Source organism: Alloyangia mangrovi (assembly GCF_002300555.2).
Classification (GTDB): Bacteria; Pseudomonadota; Alphaproteobacteria; order Rhodobacterales; family Rhodobacteraceae; genus Salipiger; species Salipiger mangrovi.
The window spans coordinates 236080-257050 of record NZ_NTHN02000001.1 but is presented as its reverse complement, the minus strand read 5'-3'; the positions used below and the strand labels follow the sequence as shown (position 1 = coordinate 257050).

The 20971-nt window shown below is 65.2% G+C and carries 19 protein-coding genes, 5 pseudogenes and 1 other annotated feature; of the genes and pseudogenes, 10 read left to right on the top strand and 14 right to left on the bottom strand.

Annotated elements, in window-relative coordinates:
• The coding region (locus CLG85_RS01260; RefSeq protein ID WP_260348288.1) for a LysR substrate-binding domain-containing protein at positions 1-281 on the top strand (281 nt) is incomplete at its 5' end.
• Between the two features lie 53 nt (positions 282-334).
• On the opposite strand, the gene CLG85_RS01255 is transcribed toward CLG85_RS01260, so the two are convergent.
• The 3 genes from CLG85_RS01255 to CLG85_RS01245 form a co-directional block, all read right to left on the bottom strand.
• Complete coding sequence (locus CLG85_RS01255; protein ID WP_095880704.1) at positions 335-1201, bottom strand: VOC family protein; 867 nt, start codon at positions 1199-1201, stop codon at positions 335-337.
• Positions 1201-1650: a DoxX family protein gene (locus tag CLG85_RS01250; protein WP_095880705.1), complete on the bottom strand. Its 450-nt coding sequence runs from the start codon at positions 1648-1650 to the stop codon at positions 1201-1203. The genes CLG85_RS01255 and CLG85_RS01250 overlap by 1 nt, the downstream gene beginning before the upstream one ends.
• 81 nt (positions 1651-1731) lie before the next feature.
• Positions 1732-2043, bottom strand: a complete 312-nt coding sequence (locus CLG85_RS01245) for a hypothetical protein (protein WP_095880706.1) — start codon at positions 2041-2043, stop codon at positions 1732-1734.
• A gap of 877 nt (positions 2044-2920) precedes the next feature.
• Here CLG85_RS01245 and CLG85_RS01240 point away from each other — a divergent pair.
• The 6 genes and pseudogenes from CLG85_RS01240 to CLG85_RS27625 all read left to right on the top strand — a co-directional run bounded on the left by CLG85_RS01240 (position 2921) and on the right by CLG85_RS27625 (position 7231).
• A complete protein-coding gene (locus CLG85_RS01240; protein ID WP_217989682.1) occupies positions 2921-3961 on the top strand; it encodes an alpha/beta hydrolase in 1041 nt (346 codons plus the stop codon).
• A 22-nt stretch (positions 3962-3983) separates the two neighbouring features.
• Positions 3984-4340: pseudogene (locus CLG85_RS01235) on the top strand (transposase); the annotation flags it as partial.
• Positions 4341-4395: 55 nt separating this feature from the next.
• Positions 4396-5662: pseudogene (locus CLG85_RS01230) on the top strand (IS3 family transposase).
• Positions 4678-4794, top strand: a sequence feature (AL1L pseudoknot). It overlaps the preceding pseudogene by 117 nt.
• A 791-nt stretch (positions 5663-6453) precedes the next feature.
• On the top strand, positions 6454-6711 hold the full coding sequence (locus CLG85_RS27635; protein ID WP_095880708.1) for a transposase: 258 nt from the start codon (positions 6454-6456) through the stop codon (positions 6709-6711).
• A gap of 169 nt (positions 6712-6880) precedes the next feature.
• Positions 6881-7006 carry a hypothetical protein gene (locus CLG85_RS27630; protein ID WP_375796886.1) on the top strand — a complete coding sequence of 42 codons (126 nt, stop codon included), beginning with the start codon at positions 6881-6883 and terminating at the stop codon, positions 7004-7006.
• Positions 7007-7012: 6 nt separating this feature from the next.
• Positions 7013-7231 (top strand): hypothetical protein, encoded by a 219-nt coding sequence (locus CLG85_RS27625; protein ID WP_141244425.1) that lies wholly within the window; start codon positions 7013-7015, stop codon positions 7229-7231.
• Positions 7232-7709: 478 nt separating this feature from the next.
• Here CLG85_RS27625 and CLG85_RS01220 read toward each other — a convergent pair whose 3' ends face one another.
• Positions 7710-7910: a hypothetical protein gene (locus tag CLG85_RS01220; RefSeq protein ID WP_095880709.1), complete on the bottom strand. Its 201-nt coding sequence runs from the start codon at positions 7908-7910 to the stop codon at positions 7710-7712.
• A gap of 289 nt (positions 7911-8199) precedes the next feature.
• Positions 8200-8523, bottom strand: coding sequence for a hypothetical protein (locus CLG85_RS01215; RefSeq protein WP_095880710.1), 324 nt, complete (start codon positions 8521-8523; stop codon positions 8200-8202).
• A gap of 434 nt (positions 8524-8957) precedes the next feature.
• Here CLG85_RS01215 and CLG85_RS01210 point away from each other — a divergent pair.
• Positions 8958-9297 (top strand): annotated as a pseudogene (locus CLG85_RS01210) (transposase); the annotation flags it as partial.
• Between the two features lie 442 nt (positions 9298-9739).
• Here the strand turns inward: CLG85_RS01210 and xylB are convergent.
• The 9 genes and pseudogenes from xylB to CLG85_RS01175 all read right to left on the bottom strand — a co-directional run bounded on the left by xylB (position 9740) and on the right by CLG85_RS01175 (position 18257).
• Positions 9740-11191, bottom strand: a complete 1452-nt coding sequence (xylB, locus tag CLG85_RS01205) for a xylulokinase (protein ID WP_095880711.1) — start codon at positions 11189-11191, stop codon at positions 9740-9742.
• A gap of 176 nt (positions 11192-11367) precedes the next feature.
• Entirely contained in the window at positions 11368-12315 is a 948-nt protein-coding gene (locus tag CLG85_RS01200) for an ABC transporter substrate-binding protein (protein WP_095880722.1), read from the bottom strand.
• 38 nt (positions 12316-12353) lie between these two features.
• Positions 12354-13353 (bottom strand): annotated as a pseudogene (locus CLG85_RS01195) (ABC transporter permease).
• Positions 13353-13652 carry a hypothetical protein gene (locus CLG85_RS27305; protein ID WP_311734937.1) on the bottom strand — a complete coding sequence of 100 codons (300 nt, stop codon included), beginning with the start codon at positions 13650-13652 and terminating at the stop codon, positions 13353-13355. The pseudogene CLG85_RS01195 and the gene CLG85_RS27305 overlap by 1 nt, the downstream one beginning before the upstream one ends.
• A 67-nt stretch (positions 13653-13719) precedes the next feature.
• A pseudogene (locus CLG85_RS27300) lies at positions 13720-14097 on the bottom strand (ATP-binding cassette domain-containing protein); the annotation flags it as partial.
• 1 nt (position 14098) lies between these two features.
• The gene (locus CLG85_RS27295; protein ID WP_311734934.1) at positions 14099-14872 is read right to left on the bottom strand and encodes an ATP-binding cassette domain-containing protein; all 774 of its coding nucleotides are present in this window, start codon (positions 14870-14872) and stop codon (positions 14099-14101) included.
• Between the two features lie 24 nt (positions 14873-14896).
• Entirely contained in the window at positions 14897-16039 is a 1143-nt protein-coding gene (locus CLG85_RS01185; RefSeq protein ID WP_217989683.1) for a Gfo/Idh/MocA family protein, read from the bottom strand.
• A 1-nt stretch (position 16040) separates the two neighbouring features.
• Positions 16041-17096, bottom strand: coding sequence for a sugar phosphate isomerase/epimerase family protein (locus CLG85_RS01180; protein WP_095880713.1), 1056 nt, complete (start codon positions 17094-17096; stop codon positions 16041-16043).
• A gap of 102 nt (positions 17097-17198) precedes the next feature.
• A complete protein-coding gene (locus tag CLG85_RS01175) occupies positions 17199-18257 on the bottom strand; it encodes a LacI family DNA-binding transcriptional regulator (protein ID WP_217989684.1) in 1059 nt (352 codons plus the stop codon).
• Between the two features lie 242 nt (positions 18258-18499).
• On the opposite strand from CLG85_RS01175, the gene CLG85_RS01170 reads away from it, so the two are divergent.
• Both CLG85_RS01170 and CLG85_RS01165 read left to right on the top strand, forming a co-directional pair.
• Complete coding sequence (locus CLG85_RS01170) at positions 18500-19528, top strand: LacI family DNA-binding transcriptional regulator (RefSeq protein WP_095880715.1); 1029 nt, start codon at positions 18500-18502, stop codon at positions 19526-19528.
• Positions 19529-19645: 117 nt separating this feature from the next.
• Entirely contained in the window at positions 19646-20908 is a 1263-nt protein-coding gene (locus tag CLG85_RS01165) for an ABC transporter substrate-binding protein (RefSeq protein WP_095880716.1), read from the top strand.
• Positions 20909-20971 lie beyond the last annotated feature (63 nt).

Here is a 20971-nt window from a genome sequence, read left to right as displayed (position 1 = left end):
TGCGGGTGCGCTTCGATCCGGTGGTCACCATGACCACCACCCCGGCAGTGCTGACCGGCGTGCTCGCCGGGCTGGGCTGCTCGGTCCTCCCGGAGTTTCTTGTCGCCCCGGCGCTGGCAGACGGGCGGCTGGTGCGACTGCTTCCCGACTGGCGCCCGAAGGACGGCGGTGTCTACATTGTTTACCCGCCGACGCGCTTCCGGCTGCCAAAGGTCAGTGCCTTTGCCGACCTCCTTGTCACCAGCCAGCGGCGGGACCCGAAGATGACTTCCACGAAGTGAGCACTTGCGGCACATGGATCGGTGCCGCCGAAGATCAGCGGCACCGGAACTGGTCAGACAAGCCGGATGGTGGTGCCCCAGTCGTCTTGGAAGACCGCCGACGGCGCAGGACCGCTGCGGCGCAGCTCGACGACGTCGAGACCGGTCTCGCGGTCGGACCGCCACCCCGCACCCGCGCTCAGCCATTCATTGACCGCCACGTGGTGGTGGTAGCCCCCGGTCGACAGGAACACCGCATCGTCGCGGGTGCTCACCGCATCGAAACCCAGCGTCTCGCGCCACCAGCGCCCCGCCCGAGTGGCATCGCCCACCTTCAGATGCACGTGGCCCACCCGCGTACCCGGCGGCGCGCCCTGCCAGAGCGGCGGCAGCAGGCCGAGGGTGGACATGATGCCCTCGACGTCGAGGGCATAAGTGCCCATCTGCACCTCGCCGCCAACCCATTCCCATGTGTCCTGCGGGCGGTCGGCGTAGATCTCGAGGCCATTTCCCTCGGGATCGGTGAGGTAGATCGCCTCACTCACCCGGTGGTCGGCGGTGCCGGAGACCGGCAACTGCCGGTCGATCGCCATGGCGATCCACTGCGCGAGATCACGCCGCGACGGCAGCAGGAAGGCGGTGTGGAAGAGACCCGCCTCGCGTCGCCCGGCCAGCGAAAGGCCACTTTGCTCTGTGAGCGCGAGCAGCCGTTGCTCCCCCGCCCCGAGCCAGATCGTCGCGTCCTCGCGGCTGATCTCCTGCAGGCCCACGGCATCGCGGTACCAGGCCGACAGCGCCTCGGCGTCGCGGGTCCGCAGCCCGACAGACCCCACGTGGACCGGCGCTTCGAACGGCAGGCTGTTGGCGGCCGCCCCGACCCGAGGCAGGGTGGAGACGAGCGCCGCAGCGCCCGCCCCCTTCAGCACACTGCGCCGCCGCATCACAGCTCGCGCCCGACCAGCCGGTCGACCGAGAAGCGTCCACCGCCCTTTGCCAGGAAGGTCAGCGTCACCGCCGACCAGATCAGCGACAGCTCGGCGCCCTTGTAGCCCTGCTCGAGCACGATCCAGTGGAAGTAGACCGTCACCAGCAGGATGACGGTGGTGCCGCCTGCGGCGAGGCGGGTCAGAAGGCCAAGAGCCAGAAGCAAACCACCGGTGAACTCGGTCACCGAGAGCAGGATCGACCAGAACCAGCCGGGTGCGAAGCCGAGGCCCGACACCATGTCGGCGGCACCGGTGGGGTTCTGGATCTTGGGCCAGCCATGAACCATCAGTGCGACGCCGCTGATCACGCGCAGCCAGAGTTCGGTGAGCGGAGCAAGCACGCGGTATATCGGGGCCAGGAACGGCAGCAGCAGTGCCGGACGATCGGTGTTGGAAGTCATCATGTCATATCTCCATTGGGTGCGATCGCCCTCGGGCGTCGCAGAATATCGGGCACCGAAAGATGCCGTGAAAGCGAATGGAGATCAGGCGCGCGGCGGCCTGCGATCCGGACTGATCACCCGGCCCGTCGCGTGGATGGCGTCCGGTGTATCGCCAACCGCCATCGTCGCGTCGGGGCTGGCAGGAAGTGCCGGATGGTCCACGAAGGTGCAGGCGTGACAGGTTTTCTTGGCCGGAACACGTGAAGACGCGACAAACCCCGGCGCGAGACAGACATCCTCAGCCGTGGCCGCAGCCGTGCTCGCACAGCCGGACGAGGTCTGCGCCTGCAGCGGCGTGAGCGCCGACAGGAACATGAGCGACAGGGCCGCCCAGAGAAAGACATATCGCAACATGCGTGGTCCGTGGGATTGATCGATGGATCGGTTTTCGCTTTCGTCAGCGGTTGCAGCAAGCAGCGTGAAAGGCTGCTCACGCAAAAGTCATCGACAAGCGCACGCCCGCCAAGACCCAAAGCACGGCGATTCTTGCGTGAGGGAGAACCCCCGTTGCGACCGGGCCCACGCTCTGGATACAGGGCTCCGCGCAGAAGAGCGGAGAGGCCGTCGGCTCACAGCAGGTGAGTTTTAGATAGATGTGGAGTAGCACCGATGCACTAGCTGTGGACAGGTAAGTGCCACCAAGTCCCAAAGCGTGAGACGATGAGAACGCCCGGCGCAAAGCCCGCGCGTCCGTAGGTCTCCTCCCCGGCCCGTCGCGTCTTAGGCTTTCCTTGTTTGACAGCGCATTGCAGGACGCGGTCTGGGTCGCCGCGGTCAGACATCTCGGCGTCTCACATGCTGAGATGGCCGCCGCACTCGCCTCTTCTCAGTGCCAAAGGCGCTTTGGCCGCGACATCCGTTCCTCGAGCAGCTTTGGCCGTCGCTGGTGCCCGAACTGCTGACCAGACACCATCAGGGCGATTCCTGCGCACCATCGCGGAGCCCATACTGCCAGTAACAATAAGGGCCGAGTCAGCGCATGGCGTCATGAACGCGGTGGCGAACACACGAGCGGACATGAGCTGACCCCATTGAGTGGTCCGGGTTAAATGCTAATGCATGGTCGGCCTTCGCTTTTGTGACAGGGTTCTCTCGGGCACCCCTACCCAGTGCAAAGCTGTCGGCTCACGGCATGCGGGTCTCATGACACCGGGCGCCAAGTCCGTGCTCAAACCTCGCTGTTTTACAAATTCACCCAACCTTCGGAGGATCAGGCAAGGATGCCGCCGGAATGGTCTATCTGTGTCCGGTCCCGCTGGACTACCTGAGCTTCAACGCCGACGCGCCTGTCAGCGCTCCGACTTCGAAAGGACAGACGATGGAACTCACTCAGGACTGGGACAAGACCTTCCCGAAAAGCTACAAGGTCGACCACCAGAAGGTCACCTTCACGAACCGCTACGGCATCACCCTGGCGGGCGATCTCTACACGCCCAAGGCCGAAGGCCCCTTCGCGGCCATCGCAGTCAGCGGCCCCTTCGGCGCCGTGAAGGAGCAATCCTCCGGCCTGCACGCCCAGACCCTGGCCGAGCGCGGCTTCGTCACCCTGGCCTTCGACGCCTCCTACACTGGGGAAAGCGGTGGCCAGCCCCGCGATCTGGCCTCGCCCGAGATCAACACCGAAGATTTCAGCGCCGCCGTCGATTTCCTTGGCATGCTGGCAGGCGTCGACCGCGAGCGCATCGGCATCCTCGGGATCTGCGGCTTCGGCGGCATGGGCCTGAACGTGGCCGCAGCCGATCCGCGCATCAAGGCGGTTGCCGCCACCACCATGTACGACATCAGCCGCATGATGTCGCAGGGCTACTTCGACAGCACCACGAAGCAGCAGCGCATCGATGGCCGAAAGGCACTCAATGCGCAGCGTTGGGCCGACGCCGAGGCCGGCACCGCCGCTTACGGTCCGACCGCGCTGCAGAACCTGCCGGAGGACGCGCCGCAGTTCGCGAAGGAATATGCGGCCTACTACACCGACGAAAACCGCGGCTTCCACGCGCGTTCGGTCAACTCCAATGGCTCCTGGACGCTGACTACGCCGCTGTCGTTCATGAACATGCCGCTGCTCACCTACATCGACGAGATCGCGCCGCGCCCGGTGCTGCTCGTCCACGGCTCGGCAGCACACTCGCTCTACTTCAGTGAAACCGCCTATTCCAATGCGGCCGAGCCCAAGGAACTGTTCATCGTCAAGGATGCAACGCACACCGATCTGTCCGGCGTCAGCGCCTATGGGACATCTGAATTGATTTCGGAAAGGAGGGTTTCTGGCTGATCGTAACCACCAAGGAGTGGAGATGAGACAGAAACCCAGAACACCGAAGCCTTCCGCCGAGAAGGTTGTGAAGGACATCCGCCGACGCACCCGCAAACAGCATTCGGCGGAGGAAAAGATCCGCCTCGTGCTTGAGGGGCTTCGCGGCGAGGAGAGCATAGCCGAGCTTTGTCGGCGGGAGGGGATTGCGACGAGCTTGTACTACAGTTGGTCCAAAGAGTTTCTCGAGGCCGGCAAGAAGCGGCTTGCTGGTGACACGGCGCGCCAGGCGAGCAGCCCGGAAGGGAAGGTCCTGCGGGCTGAGGCCAGCGCGTTGAAGGAGGCCTTGGCAGAAGCCACCCTTGAGAACCGGCTGCTCAAAAAAAAGTATGATCGGGGGTCTGAACCGCCCCGGGTTTGCCGGAGGCTCCAACTCTTGAGTAGGATGGAGCATCATGAGCAAGACCACGAACAAGTTTTCCCCCGAAGTGCGTGAGCGCGCCGTGCGGATGGTTCTCGACAACGAGGGGCAGCACGGATCTCGCTGGCAGGCGATCACGTCGATCGCAGCGAAGATCGGCTGCTCGGCGAACACGCTGAACGACTGGGTCAAAAAAGGCTGAGATCGACAGCGGCAAGCGTTCAGGCGTTCCCAGCGAGATGGCCGAGAGAATGAAGGCGCTGGAGCGGGAGAACCGCGAACTGCGTCAGGCCAACGAGATACTTCGGAAGGCGTCGGCGTATTTTGCGATGGCGGAGCTCGACCGCCGGTCGAAGTGATGGTGGATTTCATTGAGGCGCATCGTGATGCGCATGGGATCGAGCCGATCTGCAGGGTGCTGCCGATCGCCCCCTCCACCTACTATGATCATCTTGCGAAGCGGGCCAATCCGGCCCGGTTGTCGGACCGTGCCCGTCGTGATGCCGCCCTGCGGCCCGAGATCGAACGCGTCTGGGAGGAGAACTACAAGGTCTACGGCGTCCGCAAGGTCTGGCGGCAGCTTTTCCGGGAAGGCTTCGTTGTCGCACGTTGCACGGTGGCACGGCTCATGCGGGACATGGACATCCAGGGCGCTCGCCATTGTCCTCGGACCAATGGCGGACAATACCTCGCTCCGCGGCAAACCGCATCGGACAACGATCCCTGACAAGAAGGCCCCCTGTCCTCTGGACAAGGTGAACCGCGAGTTCCGCGTCCCGGCGCCCAACATGCTCTGGGTCAGCGACTTCACCTATGTCGCCACCTGGAAGGGATTTGTATATGTCGCTTTCGTCATCGACGCCTATGCGCGCAAGATCGTCGGCTGGCGGGTGAGCACGTCCGCCCAGACGGGGTTCGTCTTGGATGCCCTTGAGCAGGCAGTCCATGACCGAAGGCCGACAAAGGCCATGGGGCTGGTCCATCATAGCGATCGCGGCTCGCAATATCTGTCCATTCGCTACACCGAAAGGCTGGGCGAAGCCGGCATCGAACCATCGGTCGGCAGTGTTGGCGACAGCTATGACAATGCCTTGGCCGAAACGATCAACGGCCTCTACAAGGCAGAAGTCATTCATCGTCGCGGCCCATGGCGCAGCTTCGAGGCCGTCGAATATGCCACCCTCGAATGGGTCGACTGGTTCAACAACCGCCGCCTGCTCGAGCCCATGGGGAATATCCCGCCAGCCGAGGCAGAAGCCAACTTCTACGCAGCTCTGGAAACTGAAGACATGGCCGCGTAACTAACGACAATCAGCCTCCGGCAAACCCGGGGCGGTTCAGACTGTCGCCCGTAGAGGATCGCCTTGCGCTCCACGTGGTGCGAACTGATCTTCTTATGCTTTATGTCGTGCCTCCGTCCGGCGAGGCGCCTGAGCGCCGGCGGCTTGGTCGAGGATCAGGCGGGTTATCAGTTCGGGCAGCGTTCCCCGTGCCTCCTCCGGCAACGTCTGCCAGTGCTGCGCCGGGACCAGATCGGCGTCGCTGGGGCGCGTGAACAACTTGAGTTGTTGTGGTTCTGTTCGGCGTGGCATGGGCATCTCCCGGGGTCGCCTGTTGGGAGCTCGATGTTGCGCTCGAATCTGGAATTTGCGATGCGCCACCCCGACTTACGAGGATTGGCAGGCCGCCCGATCGAACATCCAGACGGGAACCTCCAGCCGTCGGTCCGACGAGATACCGCTCAGGCTACAGCGAAATGCAGCCCAGCCTGCCTTCGCGATCACATCGTGAAGGTGAACAACTGGCCCCGCCCAGGTGTGCGGAGGGTAGAGCACCTCGCGCTCCTCGGTCCCGTGGGTGTTCTGTGATTGAGTTGTACCACACCGAGCGCCCGCATTCGGCACTTGCAGGCAGAACACCAGTCGAGTCCCATCAGGGCGCTGACCTACAGGCGGCAGCATGTTCAAAAGGCAAGCTTGGCAGCGCCGCAAACCTGTCCGGGAAATGGGGGACACCTCGGTGCTTCGATCAGGCTGTGTTGACAAAAGGGATTCACAGTCGCTGCCGGGCATGATCCAAGCTGGTATCTGCGATGGCGACCGGTTTGGCGCGAGATCTGATATCGGACGAGGAATGGACATTCTTTGAGCGGTTTATCCTGGTGGTCCGAGCGCCGAACGGGCGCAAACCAGCCAACCACCGTCTTGTTCTTGATGGGATTTTCTGGATCGCTCGGACCGGTACGCCCTGGGCGAGCTGCCGACAGAGTTCTGCAAGTGGTCGAGCGTCTAGCGCCAATTCCGGCGCTGGACGCTGGCGGGACTCTGGGAGCAGATCATGGATGCACTAAACGAAAGCAGCGCGGTGCCTCATGCGCTCCAGATGATCGACAGCACCGTGGTCCGCGCCCATCATCAGGCAGCGGGCGCTAAAGAGGGACTCGACGACAGGGTCTTGGCCATTCTCGTGGTGGCTTCACGACCGAGATCCACCTCCTCGTCAATGCCGCAGGGCCGCCCATGAGGTCAGAGATCACGCCCGGCCAGACCTCCGACTACCTCGGCTTCGATCTGGTGATGGCCGGCAACCTACCAACGCCCAGCGTGCTGCTCGCCGACAGGGGTTGCGATACTGACAGCATTTGAGAAGCCTTGAACAAACGAGATGTCCTAACGGTCATTCCGATGCGCAAATCCCGCAAAAAGCGCATCGGCGTGGACCGTTCACTCGACAGGCTGCGCCACCTGTTAGATCGGTGCTTCAACAAGGTGCAAGACACCCGTCGTGTCGCCACCCGTTACCACAAGACTGCGGAGAGCTTCATCGACATCACGTCGATCAGGCTTTGGATCCGCCATTTGTCAACATGACTTAGTTTGATCTCCTCGACAGCACCCTGCATGTCCTGCTGCCGCTAGGCGGAGCATGGCCTTGACGACGAGGAACTGGTGAGGATTGCCGCAGGCGAGGCGTTCTCGGGCGCCGTCGCGACATTCTTCCCCAGCAGCCCGATCAAGGAGTCGAGGCGATAATCGCCGAGCCTGGGAGGCGTTTTCGTCCCCAGCGCATGAACGAGTTGCGCCCCTATGCGGGCTACAGCCAAGCGCCTGAGGTCGCCCTTCCGCACCCAGGTGCACCGCATTGTTGAGGAGCTGATCTCGCTCGGAGAGGCGACAGCAGAACTCATTCGACGCAGCCGGACCCAGAGCAGCCCGAGCCACGTGCGGCGGCGGGGTGCAGTGGTTTCGGCGCAGCCTGAGCGGCAGGTCGAGCGGCTGCGATCCGCGTGCTCCGGACAGCCCTTCAGGACAAAGACCTGCGGTAAGAGGGACCTTCCGCGGCTTCGCTTCAGCGCCTGATGCGCATCGCCGCGATACGCGCTGAACTTGGCCTGTTCGCCCGACGGATCAAGAGCACCACACCGCCAAAGACCACGAAGATGATCCCAAGGCCCGGCAACGCGTAGCGGGGCGCAAAGTAACCGGCTACGGCCAGCGCCACCAGGGACGCGAAGAAAGCGAGTACGATGGCAAGGTCCAGAAATTTCATGAATGGGTCTTTCAAGTCAGAGAGCCAGCGCCGTAAGCGCGGGACCCCACCGGTAGCGAAAAACGAGCGCGACCGCGAGCCGGAGGCTGGGCCATAGGCGCAGGCCTGCCGATGAACATCCGCAGCCCTCCAGTTCCGGCCTGACCAGATGGTCACGACGACCATCCGCGTGCGGCGCTGAGCATACCTGTAGGCCGGCCTCACCACAGACCGCGCAATGCTCCTTGCAGTCGCCCTACCCTGTTCTGGAGGAGCATGAGCACCAGTTCGCTGGGTTTCGCCTTTGAATTCACCTCATCCCGCCGTAACCCATGAAGTCGACGGTCGGATTGCTCCCATCAGCCCCCACATGGCACCGCCAAGGAGCGCCGCTCGGACCAATCCGCATATAGACCGAGCTTCCGGCACCGGAGGCTTGCGATCCGACAACATCCAGCCTGCCAGAGGTTTCTGCGGCCAGCTTGGCGCTGCAAGCACCCACGGCCGCTTCGCTGGCGGAAAACCTGCCTTCGACGAAGTCCTTTGAAAGCGGTTGCATCTGCGGGCCCCGGGCACAGGCGCCGACGACGACCAGCGTGACGACCATCGCGATGGTCCGGGCGTACTCGATCATCAGGGGTATCCTCCTCTATCGGCAGTTGCAGCCAGCTTGAGGCAGGGCGGGTCCCGCCTCAAGGGGGGCTGGCGAACTCGTGTCCGATCGTTTGAGTCCCCCTGGATTGGAGCCTCGCACAGCGCTCACGTGCCCGGGAGCTGCCGCCTTTGTGACGGTCATGCTTGCTGCGCCCAGCCTTTCGCCTCTACCTCCGGCAGCCCGGCGCCGCGCATCGCCTCCGAGATGCTCACGAGATGCTGCTGCATCAACCAGCAGACTATCGCTATGTGTGAGGGACCCGCAGGGGGCAGGTCAGCGGGGACAACTACTTACGACGATAGGTGATTTCCGCCGCAGAGCAGCGACCTAGGGTATTGACGACGTGGGCCCTGCAAGCGCCCCCGCCAATTGGGCGGGCATTTCTTTGGACCAATGGCGGTCATGCCCTCACGATTGGCAAGGCGTTGATATTCGCGGCGGCGGACGACAAAGATGTCAGGCGCGAGGTGCTGGGCGTCGCCGCCGGCCCATCCGAAACCTTCTTGACCGAGTTCCTGCGGTCATTGGCTGGCCGTGGGCTACGGGGCGTGCGGCTCGTGATCGCCCCTCTCGGCAGCTCCGGCGATGTCGGATCGTCTGCCGGGCAGTGGATGACGACAAGGGGCTCCGGGCCGCCGCGCAGCGCGTCTTCAACGCCACCCGCCGAAGCGCAGCCGCATTCACCGGATGCACAATGCCCTGGACAATGCGCCAGCCAAGCAGCGGACCGGGGTCATAGCGATACTGGCGACGAAGACGAATGGGCTACCTCCGGGCGATAGGTGAGCCTTGACCCCCGGCGCGCGTCACCGCCATTCCCGCAGTCAGACTGCCTGCCATGGCATCCTGATCGGAGCCTGACCTCTCTGAAGGTCGGCGCTCCTACACCACACGCTCAGGCACTACCGACCGGCAAGGCATGTATCGCTGCTCCCGACCCTGTCCCAAACCACGAGATTACCAGCGGATGTGGAAAACAGCCTGCAGGAGTGCGGCGCGCCGATATGTGGCGCGCCCTGGCTCTGCACTCTCGAAGGTTGCTTTATGGGTTGCACCGAAAATGGGCGGCACAACATTTTCAGACCACATGGAACCCTGGTCTGGTTTCCTCGCTCACAAACCTCCTCGTCCGAACCCGTTAACCGCCACGGTTCCGCGAGGGGCCTCGCGTATGGCCGACCTAATTCCGAAGTGCCTATTGGACAGACCGGATCGCCCCATACGCATTTCGGAACCGTGTATAAGCGGCGTCGAACTCGTCCTGCAGCCCTGGCTCCGGCGCGATTTCCCCGACGATGTCAGGCCGCGTCATCACCGTGTCCACTGCATGCTCCCCCGAGGCCACCATGCCCAGTCGAGCTGCCCCGAGCGCCGCGCCGAGCTCGCCGCCACCCGGCAGTTCGAGCGTCACGTCCAGCGCCGTGGCGATCAGCTTCAGCCAGTAGCGCGAGCCAGTGCCCCCGCCGATCGCCATTAGTCGTCGCAGCCTCAAACCTGTCGACGCCAGCGCGGATTGGCTGTCTCGCAGCCCGAAGGCCACGCCTTCGAGGACGGCACGGGTGAGGTCGTCGCGCGTCGTCTCGGCCCCAAGCCCGGTGAAGCTCCCGCGGATCTCTGCGTCATTGTGCGGCGTGCGCTCGCCAGAGAGATACGGCAGGAAGCGGACCCGTCCGGGCGCGCGCAGCTCCTCTCCAAGCGGCGCGGTCAGCTCCTTCGGGGCAGCGCCGGTGATCCCCGCAAGCCAGTTGATGCTGTCGGTCGCCGACAGCATCACCCCCATCTGGTACCACCTGCCGGGCACCGCGTGGCAAAAGGTGTGCAGCGCCGTCTCGGGCGCGGGGCGATAGCCGTCGCGCGCCGCCAGGAGCACCCCCGAGGTGCCAAGGGAAACAAAGCCTTGACCTTCATTCATCGCGCCGATCCCGCAGGCCGCGGCGGCGTTGTCCCCGGCCCCGCCGGCGACCACCACCTGTTCGGAGACACCCCAGCGCGCCGCCAGCTCGGGCTTCAGTTGGCCACCCGGCTCGCTCCCCTCGAGCAGGTCTGGCATCTGGTCGCGCCGCATACCGCCAGCGTCGAGCAGCGCCTCCGACCAGCGCCGCGCCCCGGTGTCGAGCCAGGAGGTGCCGGCGCTGTCGGACATGTCGGCGAAGTAGCTGCCGGTCAGGTAGAGGTTCATGTAGGCCGCCGGCAGCAGCACCTTGGCAACCTTGGCGAAGTTGTCCGGCTCGTGCTTGCGCACCCAGGCGAGTTTCGGCGCGGTAAACCCCGGGAAGACGATGTTGCCCGAGATGTCGCGCACGCCTTCCGTGGCATCCAGAGCGGCCGCCTCGATATGGGCGCGGGTGTCGTTCCACAGAATGCAGGGGCGGATCACCTCGCCCGTCGCGTCGAGCAGCGTCGCGCCGTGCATGTGCCCGGCTACGCCGATGCCGCGAAGCCCGGCGAACTGGGGGTGCTCCCTGCGCAGATCCTCGACCGCGGCCTCGAGCGCGGCGATCCATTCCGAGGGGCGCTGCTCCGACCAGCCTGAGTGCAGGTGCTGCGCGCTGTACGCTTTTTCGGCGGCCCCGAGCGGCGTGCCACCCGCGTCCACCAGCAGGGCGCGCAGCCCAGACGTGCCAAGGTCGACACCCAAGTATGCCATTCTCTTCTCTCCCGTGAACTCGGCGCGAGATCTGCGCCGCGGTCTGCCCCCCCGGCCAGGCCGGTGACACGGGCCCGCGGCTTTTCCGGTCGAGTGGTCCGATCATTTCGCAAGTGCCGTCTGCGGCGCTGCGGTTGCATCCGGGCGGGCATAGCGACCCGCCCGGAAAGAGCCCCTCAGAAGGGGCTGTCAGGGTAATAGAACTGCTCGGCGTTGTCGGAGGTGATCAGAACCGATCCGATGGTGAAGGTGCCCGAGACCGGAGCGTTCGAAGTCAGCCCGACCGCGGTCAGCTCGATCGCCGTGGCGATCATCGATGGCGGGTAGGTCACATCGGCCGGGATCATCGCATCGCCGTCCATCACGCGCTTGATCATCTCCTTCATGCCGGCTCCGCCGAGCACGAATTTGACGTCATCGCGTCCGGCCGCGTCGATCGCCGCCAGTACGCCCACGGCCATGTCGTCGTCCGAGGCCCAGACCGCGTCGATCTGCGGATGCTTGGACAGGAAGTCCTGCATGACGTTGAAGCTGTCGTCGCGGTTCCAGTTGCCGTGCTCCATGTCGATGATCTCGATGCCCGAGCCCTCGACCGCCTGCTGGAAGCCCTCGACCCGCTCGTTGTCGATTGTGGTGGGAATGCCGCGCAGCACGACGATCTTGCCGCCCTCGGGCATCTGCGAGGCCATGTATTCGCCCGAGACCCGCCCGAATCCGGGGTTGTCGCCCGCGACGTAGAGATCCTCGATGCCCTCCATCGACAGCCCGCGGTCCACCACGGTGACCCAGGCGCCGCTCTCGGCGACGGCCTGCACCGGCGGGGTCAGCGGGTCGGACTCGAAGGGCAGCACCACAAGCGCGTCGATGCCCCTCGTCGCCACCATGTCCTCGATGTCGTTGACCTGCTTGCCCGGATCGGAGGCCGTGGCGAGCACGAAATCGAGCTGCGGATAGACCTCCTCCAGCCGCTCGACCGTCTGCTGGGCGTGGAAGTTCATGCCGCCGGCCCAGCCGTGGGTCGCCGCAGGGATCGACACGCCGATCACCTTGGTCTCGCCATCCTGAGCAAGCGCCCCGCCGGTGCTCAGCGCAAGCGCCGTGCATCCGGCCAGCAGCGTCTTCATGTAAGACATTTCCTCTCCTCCCTAAGATAGGCTCAGGGTTATCCCTTTGCCTTTGCTTCCCGCTGCAAGATCACCGCGAGAATGATGATGACCCCTTGAATCGCGCCGTTGAGATAGGGCGACACGAGGTCGGTCAAATTCAGAATGTTGTCGATCATGCTCAGGATCAGCACACCGATCACCGTCCCCCAGACGCGGCCGAAGCCGCCCTTGAGGAGGGTGCCGCCGATGATCACCGCCGCGATCGCCTCGAGCTCCCAGAGCACGCCCGTCGAGGCCGAGGCGGATCCGAGCCGCGGCACGTACATGATCGTCGCAACGCCGACGAGCATCCCGAGCATCGCATAGGTCATCAGCCGGGTGCGGTTGACGTTGACATTCGAATAATGCGCCACGTTCTCGTTCGAGCCGATCGCCGCGCAGTGCCGGCCGAAGCGGGCGCGGCTCATCAGCACCTCGCCGACGATGACCGTGAGCGCGAAGACGATGATCGGCCAACTGATGCCGAAGAGACCACCGAAGTAGACCGGTCGGTAGAAGGTGCGCAGCCCGAAATCCAGGCTCAGCGTACCGCCGTCCGCCAGCCAGGTGACAAGGCTGCGGTAGATGCCCATACTGCCCAGCGTGACGATAAAGGCCTCGATCCCCAGCGTGGTGATCAGAAAGCCGTTGATCAGCCCCGCCGCGATGCCCGCCAGCAGCGCCACCGCCATGCCGAGCAGGATAATCGGGATGCCGACCCCCAGCACCGGCAGCGCCGCGTTCATCACAAGGATCATCAGCCCCGCGATGAAGGCCGCCATGGATCCCACCGACAGATCAAGCCCCCCCGGCGGTGATCACGAAGGTCATGCCCACCGCGATGATGCCGATGAAGGCGGAGCGCGCCAACACGTTGGTGATATTGGCGGCGCTCAGGAAGTTGGCGTTCAGCGCCGTCCCCACCACGATCAGCACGAGAAGCGCGATCACCGGCCCCAGAACGCTCATCGAGGGAAGCGCCCTGCGAGGCTTGGTTGCCGCAGTTTCGGTCGTCATCATGCCACCCTTTCCGTACTGCCCGCGCTCACGCCCATGGCGTGCCGGACGATTGCGTCTTCGGTGATCCGCGCGCCGGCCAGTTCTCCGGCAATCCGACCGAGGCGCATCACGAGCACCCGGTCCGACAGGCCGATGACCTCCTGCATCTCGGAAGAGATCACCACGATTCCATGGCCTTGCGCGGCGAGCTTGCGGAGGAAAGCATAGATCTGCTGCTTTGTGCCGATATCGATGCCGCGGGTCGGCTCGTCGACGATCAGGATCACCGGTTCCGACTGCATCACCTTGGCCAGCAAGAGCTTTTGCTGGTTCCCCCCCCGACAGGTTGCCGACGCGCATGGTCCGCGCGCCCGCGCGAATGTCGAACTCGCCGATGGCCCGGTCCAGGGCCCGCTCCTCTGCCGCGGTGTCGATCAGCACCCGCCCATACTTGTGCAGCGCCTGCAGGGTCAGGTTTTCCCGCATACCCTTATCCAGCAGCAACCCGCGCAACTTGCGGTCCTCGGTTAAGTAGCACAGTCCCTGCGCCAATGCGTCGCCCGGCCGGGTGATCCTTGCCGGACGGCCACCGATCTCGATGCGCGTGGCGCTGGCGGGACGCAATCCGCAGAGCCCCTCCATCGCCTCGGTCCGGCCCGCGCCGATGAGACCCGCGATACCGAGGATCTCGCCCCGGTGCAGGTCGAACGAGATGTCACTGGCGCGGCCGGGAACCTCCAGCCCCTCGACCCGCAGCAGCACGTCACCCCCCCGGCGCAACGGCGGGCTTGTCGGGGAAGAGGTCGGAGACGTCGCGGCCCACCATTGCGGTGGCCATCTCGTCCTCGGTGATCTCACGGGCCGGTCCGTCGTGCACCAACGTGCCGTCGCGCAGCACGGTCACGGTGTCGGCGATCTCGGCCACCTCGCCCAGCTTGTGCGAGGTGAAAAGGATCGCCGTGCCCGCCGCTTTCAGCGCCCGCACCTGCTCAAACAGAATGCGTGTCTCGGACCCGGTCAGTACGGCGGTGGGCTCGTCCATCACCAGCACCCGCGCGTCGCGGCTGAGCGCCTTGGCGATCTCGACCATCTGCTTGTCCGAGTTCGACAGTTTCGACACCAGCATGTCCGGGTCGATGTGGCAGTTGATGCGTGCCAGATACTCGCGCGTGAGGCGGCGCATCCGAGCCTTGTCGAGCAGCCAGCCCTTCCGCAACTCGCGGCCGAGGAAAATGTTCTGCTCGACAGTAAGTTGCTCGGCGAGGTTGAACTCTTGGTGGATCATCACGATCCCCGCCTCTTCGCCGTCGTGCAGCGAGCCGAAGGTTACCTCCTGCCCGTCCAGCAGGATCTGCCCTGCGCTCGGGGCCTCGATGCCGGCGAGGATCTTCATCGTGGTCGACTTGCCCGCGCCATTCTCGCCGATCAGCGCCAGCACCTCGCCCGCCCGCAGGTCGAGCGTGACCCCATGGAGAACCTCCACGGGGCCGAAGCTCTTTGTCACCTGCCGAAGTGCAAGGACGGAGGGTGGGCTCATGGCCTTGTCCTCATGCTATCCTCCTCACAGCTTGGTCCAGGCCGCGTTGTCGCTCGCCGAGGCGACGCAGGCGCGGATGAAGGCCATGCCCTCGAGACCCGCCGCGATCCCCGGTAGAACGCCCATCACCGCGTCGCGCGCCGCGCCGCCCTGCACTGCCCGGATCGCCTCGGCGGCCTCGGTATAGAGGGTGGCGAAGCCCTCTAGATAGCCCTCTGGATGACCCGCCGGGATACGGCTGACCGAAGTCGAGGCGCCCGAGGCCCCCGGACCGTTGCGGGTCAGGCGGCGGGTCGGCTCGCCGTGGGGGGTGAACCACAGGTAGTTGGGATCTTCCTGGGCCCAGTCCAGCCCGCCCTTCTCGCCGTAGATGCGCAGGCGAAGGCCGTTCTCGTTGCCCGGCGCGACCTGGCTGCACCAGAGCATGCCGCGCGCCCCGCCCTCGTAGCGCAGCAGGATATGTGCGTTGTCGTCGAGCCTGCGCCCCGCGCCGAAGCTCTGCAGATCGGCTGCCAGCTCGGACCCCGACAGCCCGGTGACGAAGCCCGCGAGGTTGTAGGCATGGGTGCCGATGTCGCCGATCGAGCCGCCAGCCCCCGACCGCTCCGGATCGGTGCGCCACTCGGCCTGCTTCACGCCCTCGGTCTCCACCGCGTCGGTCAGCCAGTCCTGCGGGTGTTCCACCTGCACGATGCGGATCTTGCCAAGCGCACCGTCCGCGACCATCTGCCGGGCCTGCCGGACCATCGGATAGCCGGTGTAGTTGTGGGTGAGGATGAACAGCGCCTTGCTCTCGGCCACCGCCTTCTCCATCGCCTCGGCATCCTCGAAACTCGCGGTCAGCGGCTTGTCGCAGATCACGTGGATGCCGCGCGACAGGAACGCCTTTGCGGCCGGAAAGTGCACGTGGTTGGGTGTGACGATGCTGACCGCCTCGATGCCATCCTCGCGCGCCGCCTCGGCCTCGGCCATATCCTCGAAGCTGCCGTAAGAGCGCGCGGGGTCCAGTCCCAGCGCCTCGGCGCTGGCGCGTGCCTTCTCGGGGGTCGAGGAGAGCGCCCCGGCCACCAGGTCGAAATGCCCGTCGATGCGGCTGGCGATGCGGTGCACCGCACCAATGAAGGCGTCGTTGCCGCCGCCGACCATGCCCAGTCTGATACGTGCCATGTCAACCGATCCCCAGCAGTTTCTTGTTGGTCGCCACGTCGATGTCGCCGCCCGCGAAGTCGTCGAAGGCGTGCGGCGTGACGCGGATGATGTGATCTTTCACGAATTGCGCGCCCTCGCGCGCGCCGTCCTCGGGATGCTTCAGGGCGCATTCCCATTCGACCACGGCCCAGCCGTCGAAATCGATCGCCGCCATCTTGGCGAAGATCGCGCTGAAATCGACCTGCCCGTCGCCGAGGCTGCGGAACCGACCGGCGCGGTCGACCCAGGGCTGATAGCCTCCGTAGACCCCCTGACGCCCGGTCGGGTTGAACTCGGCATCCTTGACGTGGAACATCTTGATGCGCTCGGCATAGATGTCGATGTTGTCGAGATAATCGAGGCATTGCAGCACGTAGTGCGACGGATCGTAGAGCATGTTGCAGCGCGCGTGCCCGTCCAGCTTGTCGAGGAACATCTCGAAGGTGACGCCGTCGTGCAGATCCTCCATCGGGTGGATCTCGTAGCACACGTCCACGCCGCACTCCTCGGCGTGATCGAGGACCGGGCGCCAGCGCCGGGCAAGCTCGTCGAAGCCCATGTCCACCATGCCCTGCGGGCGCTGCGGGAAGGGATACACGAAGGGCCAGCAGAGCCCGCCCGAGAAGGTCACGTGCTGGCCGATGCCAAGGTTCTTCGAGGCGGTGAGCGCCTTCTTCACCTGCTCCACCGCCCATTCGGTGCGCTCTTTCGGCTTGCCCTGCACTTCGGGCGCGGCAAATCCGTCGACCCAGGCGTCATAGGCCGGGTGAACGGCGACGAGCTGGCCGAGGATGTGGGTCGACAGATCGGTCACCTCGACGCCGTTGTCCCGCGCCTGCCCGGCCCATTCGTCGCAATAGGTCTGCGAGCTGGCCAGTTTGTCGAGATCGACCAGCCGCGCGTCCCAGACCGGCACCTGCACGCCCTTGTAGCCGCAATCCGCGGCCCACTTGGTGATCCCGTCCCAGGAATCGAACGGCGCGGTGTCGCCGGCGAATTGCGCCAGAAACAGGCCCGGTCCCTTGATGGTCTTCATCGTCTCCTCCCTTTCACCGCCGGACTACGGCGGCCTTCAATGGTTCTTCACGTTGCCGGCCTCCCGCGGCAGGGCCTCCCCGCCCCACTGCAACCGGCCGTGTCAGCCCGCCTGTTCCAACGCATCCGCCCGCGTCTGGGGCAGGTTCTCGCGGACGAAAATCGTCGGGACGATCGGATCGGTCCGCAGCAACTCGCGCCGGTCGGCCAGCAGCGTCAGATACTCGATCACCCGTGCCACCTCTTCCTCGGGGCGCTGGTCGATGATGACGTCGATGAGCCCCTCCTCGAGCGCGCGCCGGGAATGCGGCACCAGCTCGTGCAGGAAAGCATAGGGCCGCGCGGACCCCGGCGGCAGCGCGTCGAGGACCCGAACCAGCCCCGCATTCCCGGCACCGGCACTGTAGATCGCGGTGATCGCAGGGTCTTCAGCCAGCGCCTTGCCGACCAGCGTCTCGACCAGTTCGAAACGGTCGCGGCCCTCAACCACGGGGGCAATCTCGAACGCGCCGCCAATCACCTCGCGCATGCCCGACAGGCGCTCGGCGTGATCGTGCGCCGACAGCGCACCGACCACCGGCAGCACCCGGCCCTTGCGGCCGCCATGCGCCATGCGGATCAGCCGGCCGACGGTACGGCCGGCCACGACGTTGTCGATGCCCACGTAGGCGTTTCGCTGCGAACCGGGCACGTCCGAGACCAGCGTCAATACCGGGATATCGCGGGCCCGCAGAGCAGCGATGGCGGCCGCCGTCTGTGGGTCATCGCTCGCGACCACCGCGACGCCGTCCACCCGCGCCGCGGCGAGCGCCGCCATACGCGTCGTCAGGGCCTCGGCGTCGAAGGCCTCCACGCTTTCGATCGAAAGGCTGATCCGATCTGGCAGAAGCCGTGACGCCGCCTCGGCAAACAGATCCCGCACACGGCGAAAGAAGGCGTTGGATCCCGCCGGCAGGACGATCGCAAACCGATAGACGCGCTGCTGCGAGAGATTGGCGGCCGCCACGTTCCGCACGTACCCCAAGGCCTCGATTGCCGCATGCACGCTGCGCGTGGCCTTTTCGGATACCCCGGCGCGGCCATTCACGACACGATCTGCGGTCGCATAGCTGACGCCAGCGCGACGCGCGACATCCGACAAAGTCGGTGGCCGTCTGGTCATTGCAGTCCTCCCTGCGGGCAAGCTCACATCGAAACGCCGCTACGTCAATCAAATTTTGATAGACGTCTATCAGCACTGGCATCGTTCACCCTCGGCAATGGCACGCCATCGGGCCGGCCGATGGGAAGAAAACTCCCGCAAAACCCGGGAAATGCCTTCATTCCGCATTCTCTACCTGCTAACCTCTCAAAACCTGAGGTACGTACCTTTTTTAGTTCCCGCGCCGGAGAAGAGCCGCCCCGATGACACGCCCGACAATTCACGATGTGGCCCGAGCCGCAGGCGTCAGCCTTTCGACCGTCGACAGGGTTCTGAACGACCGCGACGGCGTCCGCGAGAAGACCCGAAGCCGCGTCCTCGAGGCGATCGGCAGCCTTGGGTTCGAGCGCAACCTCGCGGCGGCGAATCTCTCGCGCAAGCGGCGCTACCGGTTGTGCTTTATCCTTCCCGACGGCCAGAACAGCTTCATGCACGCGCTCGAGGCGGACCTGGCGGAAGAGGCCGCTGCGGCGCTGCGCGACTTCACGGTGATCGAGACCCGCAAGGTCCCGGCCTTCGACGCGGGCGCGCTGGCCGAGCTGCTGCGAAGCCTTGATCCCGAGACGGTGGACGGGGTTGCCATGGTAGCCACGGATGCCACCATCGTGCGAGTCGCCGTGCGTGAACTGCGAGCGCGCGGCGTGGCCGTCGTCACCCTGGTATCGGACCTTCCCGGCGCAGAAAAGCAAGGCTTTGTCGGCATCGACAACGTGCAGGCCGGGCGTACTGCAGGCAGCCTTCTGGGCCGGTTCTGCCGCGGCCGCACCGGCCGGATCGCGATGGTCAGCGGCTCGATGCTTGTGCGCGACCATGCCGAGCGGCGCCTCGGCTTCGAGCAGGTCCTGCGCACCGAGTTCCCCGAGCAGACGCTCATCGCGCCGCTCGAGGGGCTGGACGACAAGGACCGGGTCCGGGATCAGCTGGGCGCGCAACTCGCGGCAGATCCGGAGATCATCGGCGTCTACAGCATGGGCGCAGGCAACCGCGGCGTGGCCGAGGCGCTGGTCGGCCTCCCGGCCGGACGTGATGTCTCGGTGGTGGTGCACGAGCTTACACCCTATTCACGCGAAGCCCTGCTCGACGGCACCTTCGATGCCGTCCTGCACCAGAACAGCCGCCGCGAGGTGCAGGGCGCGATCCAGCTTCTGCGCAGCCTACTCGACGCTCAGTTTCCGCCGCTGTTCGTCCAGCCGATCCCCGTCGAGATATACTTGCGCGACAATCTCCCCTGAGAAGTCCCATCAAGTGACACGTTGCGTCATAGCATTTCTTGACGTACGTTCGTCAGGAAATCGGATTCGCCGATAGCGGGTGGAGGACCCGCGGTGGATCAGTCAAGGGAGGATTTCATGAGACATACCGTTGCCATAGCCGCGCTCATGGGCGGGCTCGCGTCGGCCGGGGGCGCCATGGCCCAGACCGAGATCAACGTGCTGCGCGTCGCCACCAACGCCGAGCAGGAGGCCTATTACGAACAGATCGCCAAGGCGTTCGAGGCCGAGCACGAGGGCGTAAACGTCACCTTCGAATATATCGCCAACGAGGCCTACAAGTCGAAGCTGCCGACGCTGTTGCAGTCCAACGCGCGGCCCGACATTTTCTACAGCTGGGGTGGGCAAACCCTGGTTGAACAGGCCGAGGCGGGCTTCCTGAAGCCGATCAGCGACATGCTTCCCGAAGGTTTTGCCGACACCATCCCCGAGGCGGGCCTGACCGCCTATTCGGTCGACGGCAATCTCTATGGTCTTCCGCTCTACGCCACCGAGGTGGTGTTCTGGACCAACACCGCGCTAACCGAGAAGGCCGGTGTCGATCTCGATGCGATCAAGAGCTGGGATGACTTCCTTGGCGCCGTCAAGACGGTGAAGGAGGCGGGCATAACCCCGATCATCGTCGGCGGGCAGGACAAGTGGCCGCTGCACTTCTACTGGAGCTACCTTGCGCTGCGCGAAGGCGGCAAGGACATCATCTCGCAGGCGATGGCGGGCGATGATGGCGGTTTCGAGAACGAGGCCTTCGTTGCCGCGGGCAAGGACTTCCAGGAGCTGACCGCGCTCGAGCCCTTCCAGCCCGGCTTCATGGGGACGACCTATGAAACCTCTAGCGGCATGTTCGCCGACGGCGCCGGCGCCTTCTACCTGATGGGGGACTGGGATTACCTGCCGATGCGCGAGCGGTCCACCAGCGGCGAGGGCCTGCCCGACGACCAGCTGGCGATCGTCAACTTCCCGGCGGTCACCGATCCGGTCGCCGCGGGCGGCGAGGCCGCGACGCTTGGCGGCATCAACGGCTGGACCGTTTCGAATTCGGCGGAGCCCGAGGCGGTCGACTTCCTCGCCTTCATGCTCAGCGCCGAGAACCAGCGCGAGGGCGCGCGCCAGCAGCTCTTCATCCCGATCGTCAAGGGAACGGGCGATGCGCTGGAGAACCCGTTCTACGCCAAGGTCTCCAAGGACATCGAGGACAGCTCGTACCACCAGATCTTCCTCGACCAGTTCCTCGGAGCCTCGGTCGGCGCGACGGTCAACGACATCTCGGCCGACCTTGCGCAGGGCGCAACCACTCCCGAGGAGGCAGCAGCGCAGGTCCAGGAGGCCTGGAGCTTCCGCTGACGCCCCCCTCCCAGAGCGCCGCGCGCCGTCCCTCTCGGCGCGCGGCATCCGAACCGAACCCTT

Excerpts from the sequence above, each read along its gene's own strand:
- CLG85_RS01255 (WP_095880704.1), bottom strand. The coding sequence starts at position 1,201 with ATGCGGCGGCGCAGTGTGCTGAAGGGGGCGGGCGCTGCGGCGCTCGTC.
- CLG85_RS01250 (WP_095880705.1), bottom strand. The coding sequence starts at position 1,650 with ATGATGACTTCCAACACCGATCGTCCGGCACTGCTGCTGCCGTTCCTG.
- CLG85_RS01245 (WP_095880706.1), bottom strand. The coding sequence starts at position 2,043 with ATGTTGCGATATGTCTTTCTCTGGGCGGCCCTGTCGCTCATGTTCCTG.
- CLG85_RS01240 (WP_217989682.1), top strand. The coding sequence starts at position 2,921 with ATGGTCTATCTGTGTCCGGTCCCGCTGGACTACCTGAGCTTCAACGCC.
- CLG85_RS27635 (WP_095880708.1), top strand. The coding sequence starts at position 6,454 with ATGGCGACCGGTTTGGCGCGAGATCTGATATCGGACGAGGAATGGACA.
- CLG85_RS27630 (WP_375796886.1), top strand. The coding sequence starts at position 6,881 with ATGAGGTCAGAGATCACGCCCGGCCAGACCTCCGACTACCTCGGCTTC.
- CLG85_RS01220 (WP_095880709.1), bottom strand. The coding sequence starts at position 7,910 with ATGAAATTTCTGGACCTTGCCATCGTACTCGCTTTCTTCGCGTCCCTG.
- CLG85_RS01215 (WP_095880710.1), bottom strand. The coding sequence starts at position 8,523 with ATGATCGAGTACGCCCGGACCATCGCGATGGTCGTCACGCTGGTCGTC.
- xylB (WP_095880711.1), bottom strand. The coding sequence starts at position 11,191 with ATGGCATACTTGGGTGTCGACCTTGGCACGTCTGGGCTGCGCGCCCTG.
- CLG85_RS01200 (WP_095880722.1), bottom strand. The coding sequence starts at position 12,315 with ATGAAGACGCTGCTGGCCGGATGCACGGCGCTTGCGCTGAGCACCGGC.
- CLG85_RS27295 (WP_311734934.1), bottom strand. The coding sequence starts at position 14,872 with ATGAGCCCACCCTCCGTCCTTGCACTTCGGCAGGTGACAAAGAGCTTC.
- CLG85_RS01185 (WP_217989683.1), bottom strand. The coding sequence starts at position 16,039 with ATGGCACGTATCAGACTGGGCATGGTCGGCGGCGGCAACGACGCCTTC.
- CLG85_RS01180 (WP_095880713.1), bottom strand. The coding sequence starts at position 17,096 with ATGAAGACCATCAAGGGACCGGGCCTGTTTCTGGCGCAATTCGCCGGC.
- CLG85_RS01175 (WP_217989684.1), bottom strand. The coding sequence starts at position 18,257 with ATGACCAGACGGCCACCGACTTTGTCGGATGTCGCGCGTCGCGCTGGC.
- CLG85_RS01170 (WP_095880715.1), top strand. The coding sequence starts at position 18,500 with ATGACACGCCCGACAATTCACGATGTGGCCCGAGCCGCAGGCGTCAGC.
- CLG85_RS01165 (WP_095880716.1), top strand. The coding sequence starts at position 19,646 with ATGAGACATACCGTTGCCATAGCCGCGCTCATGGGCGGGCTCGCGTCG.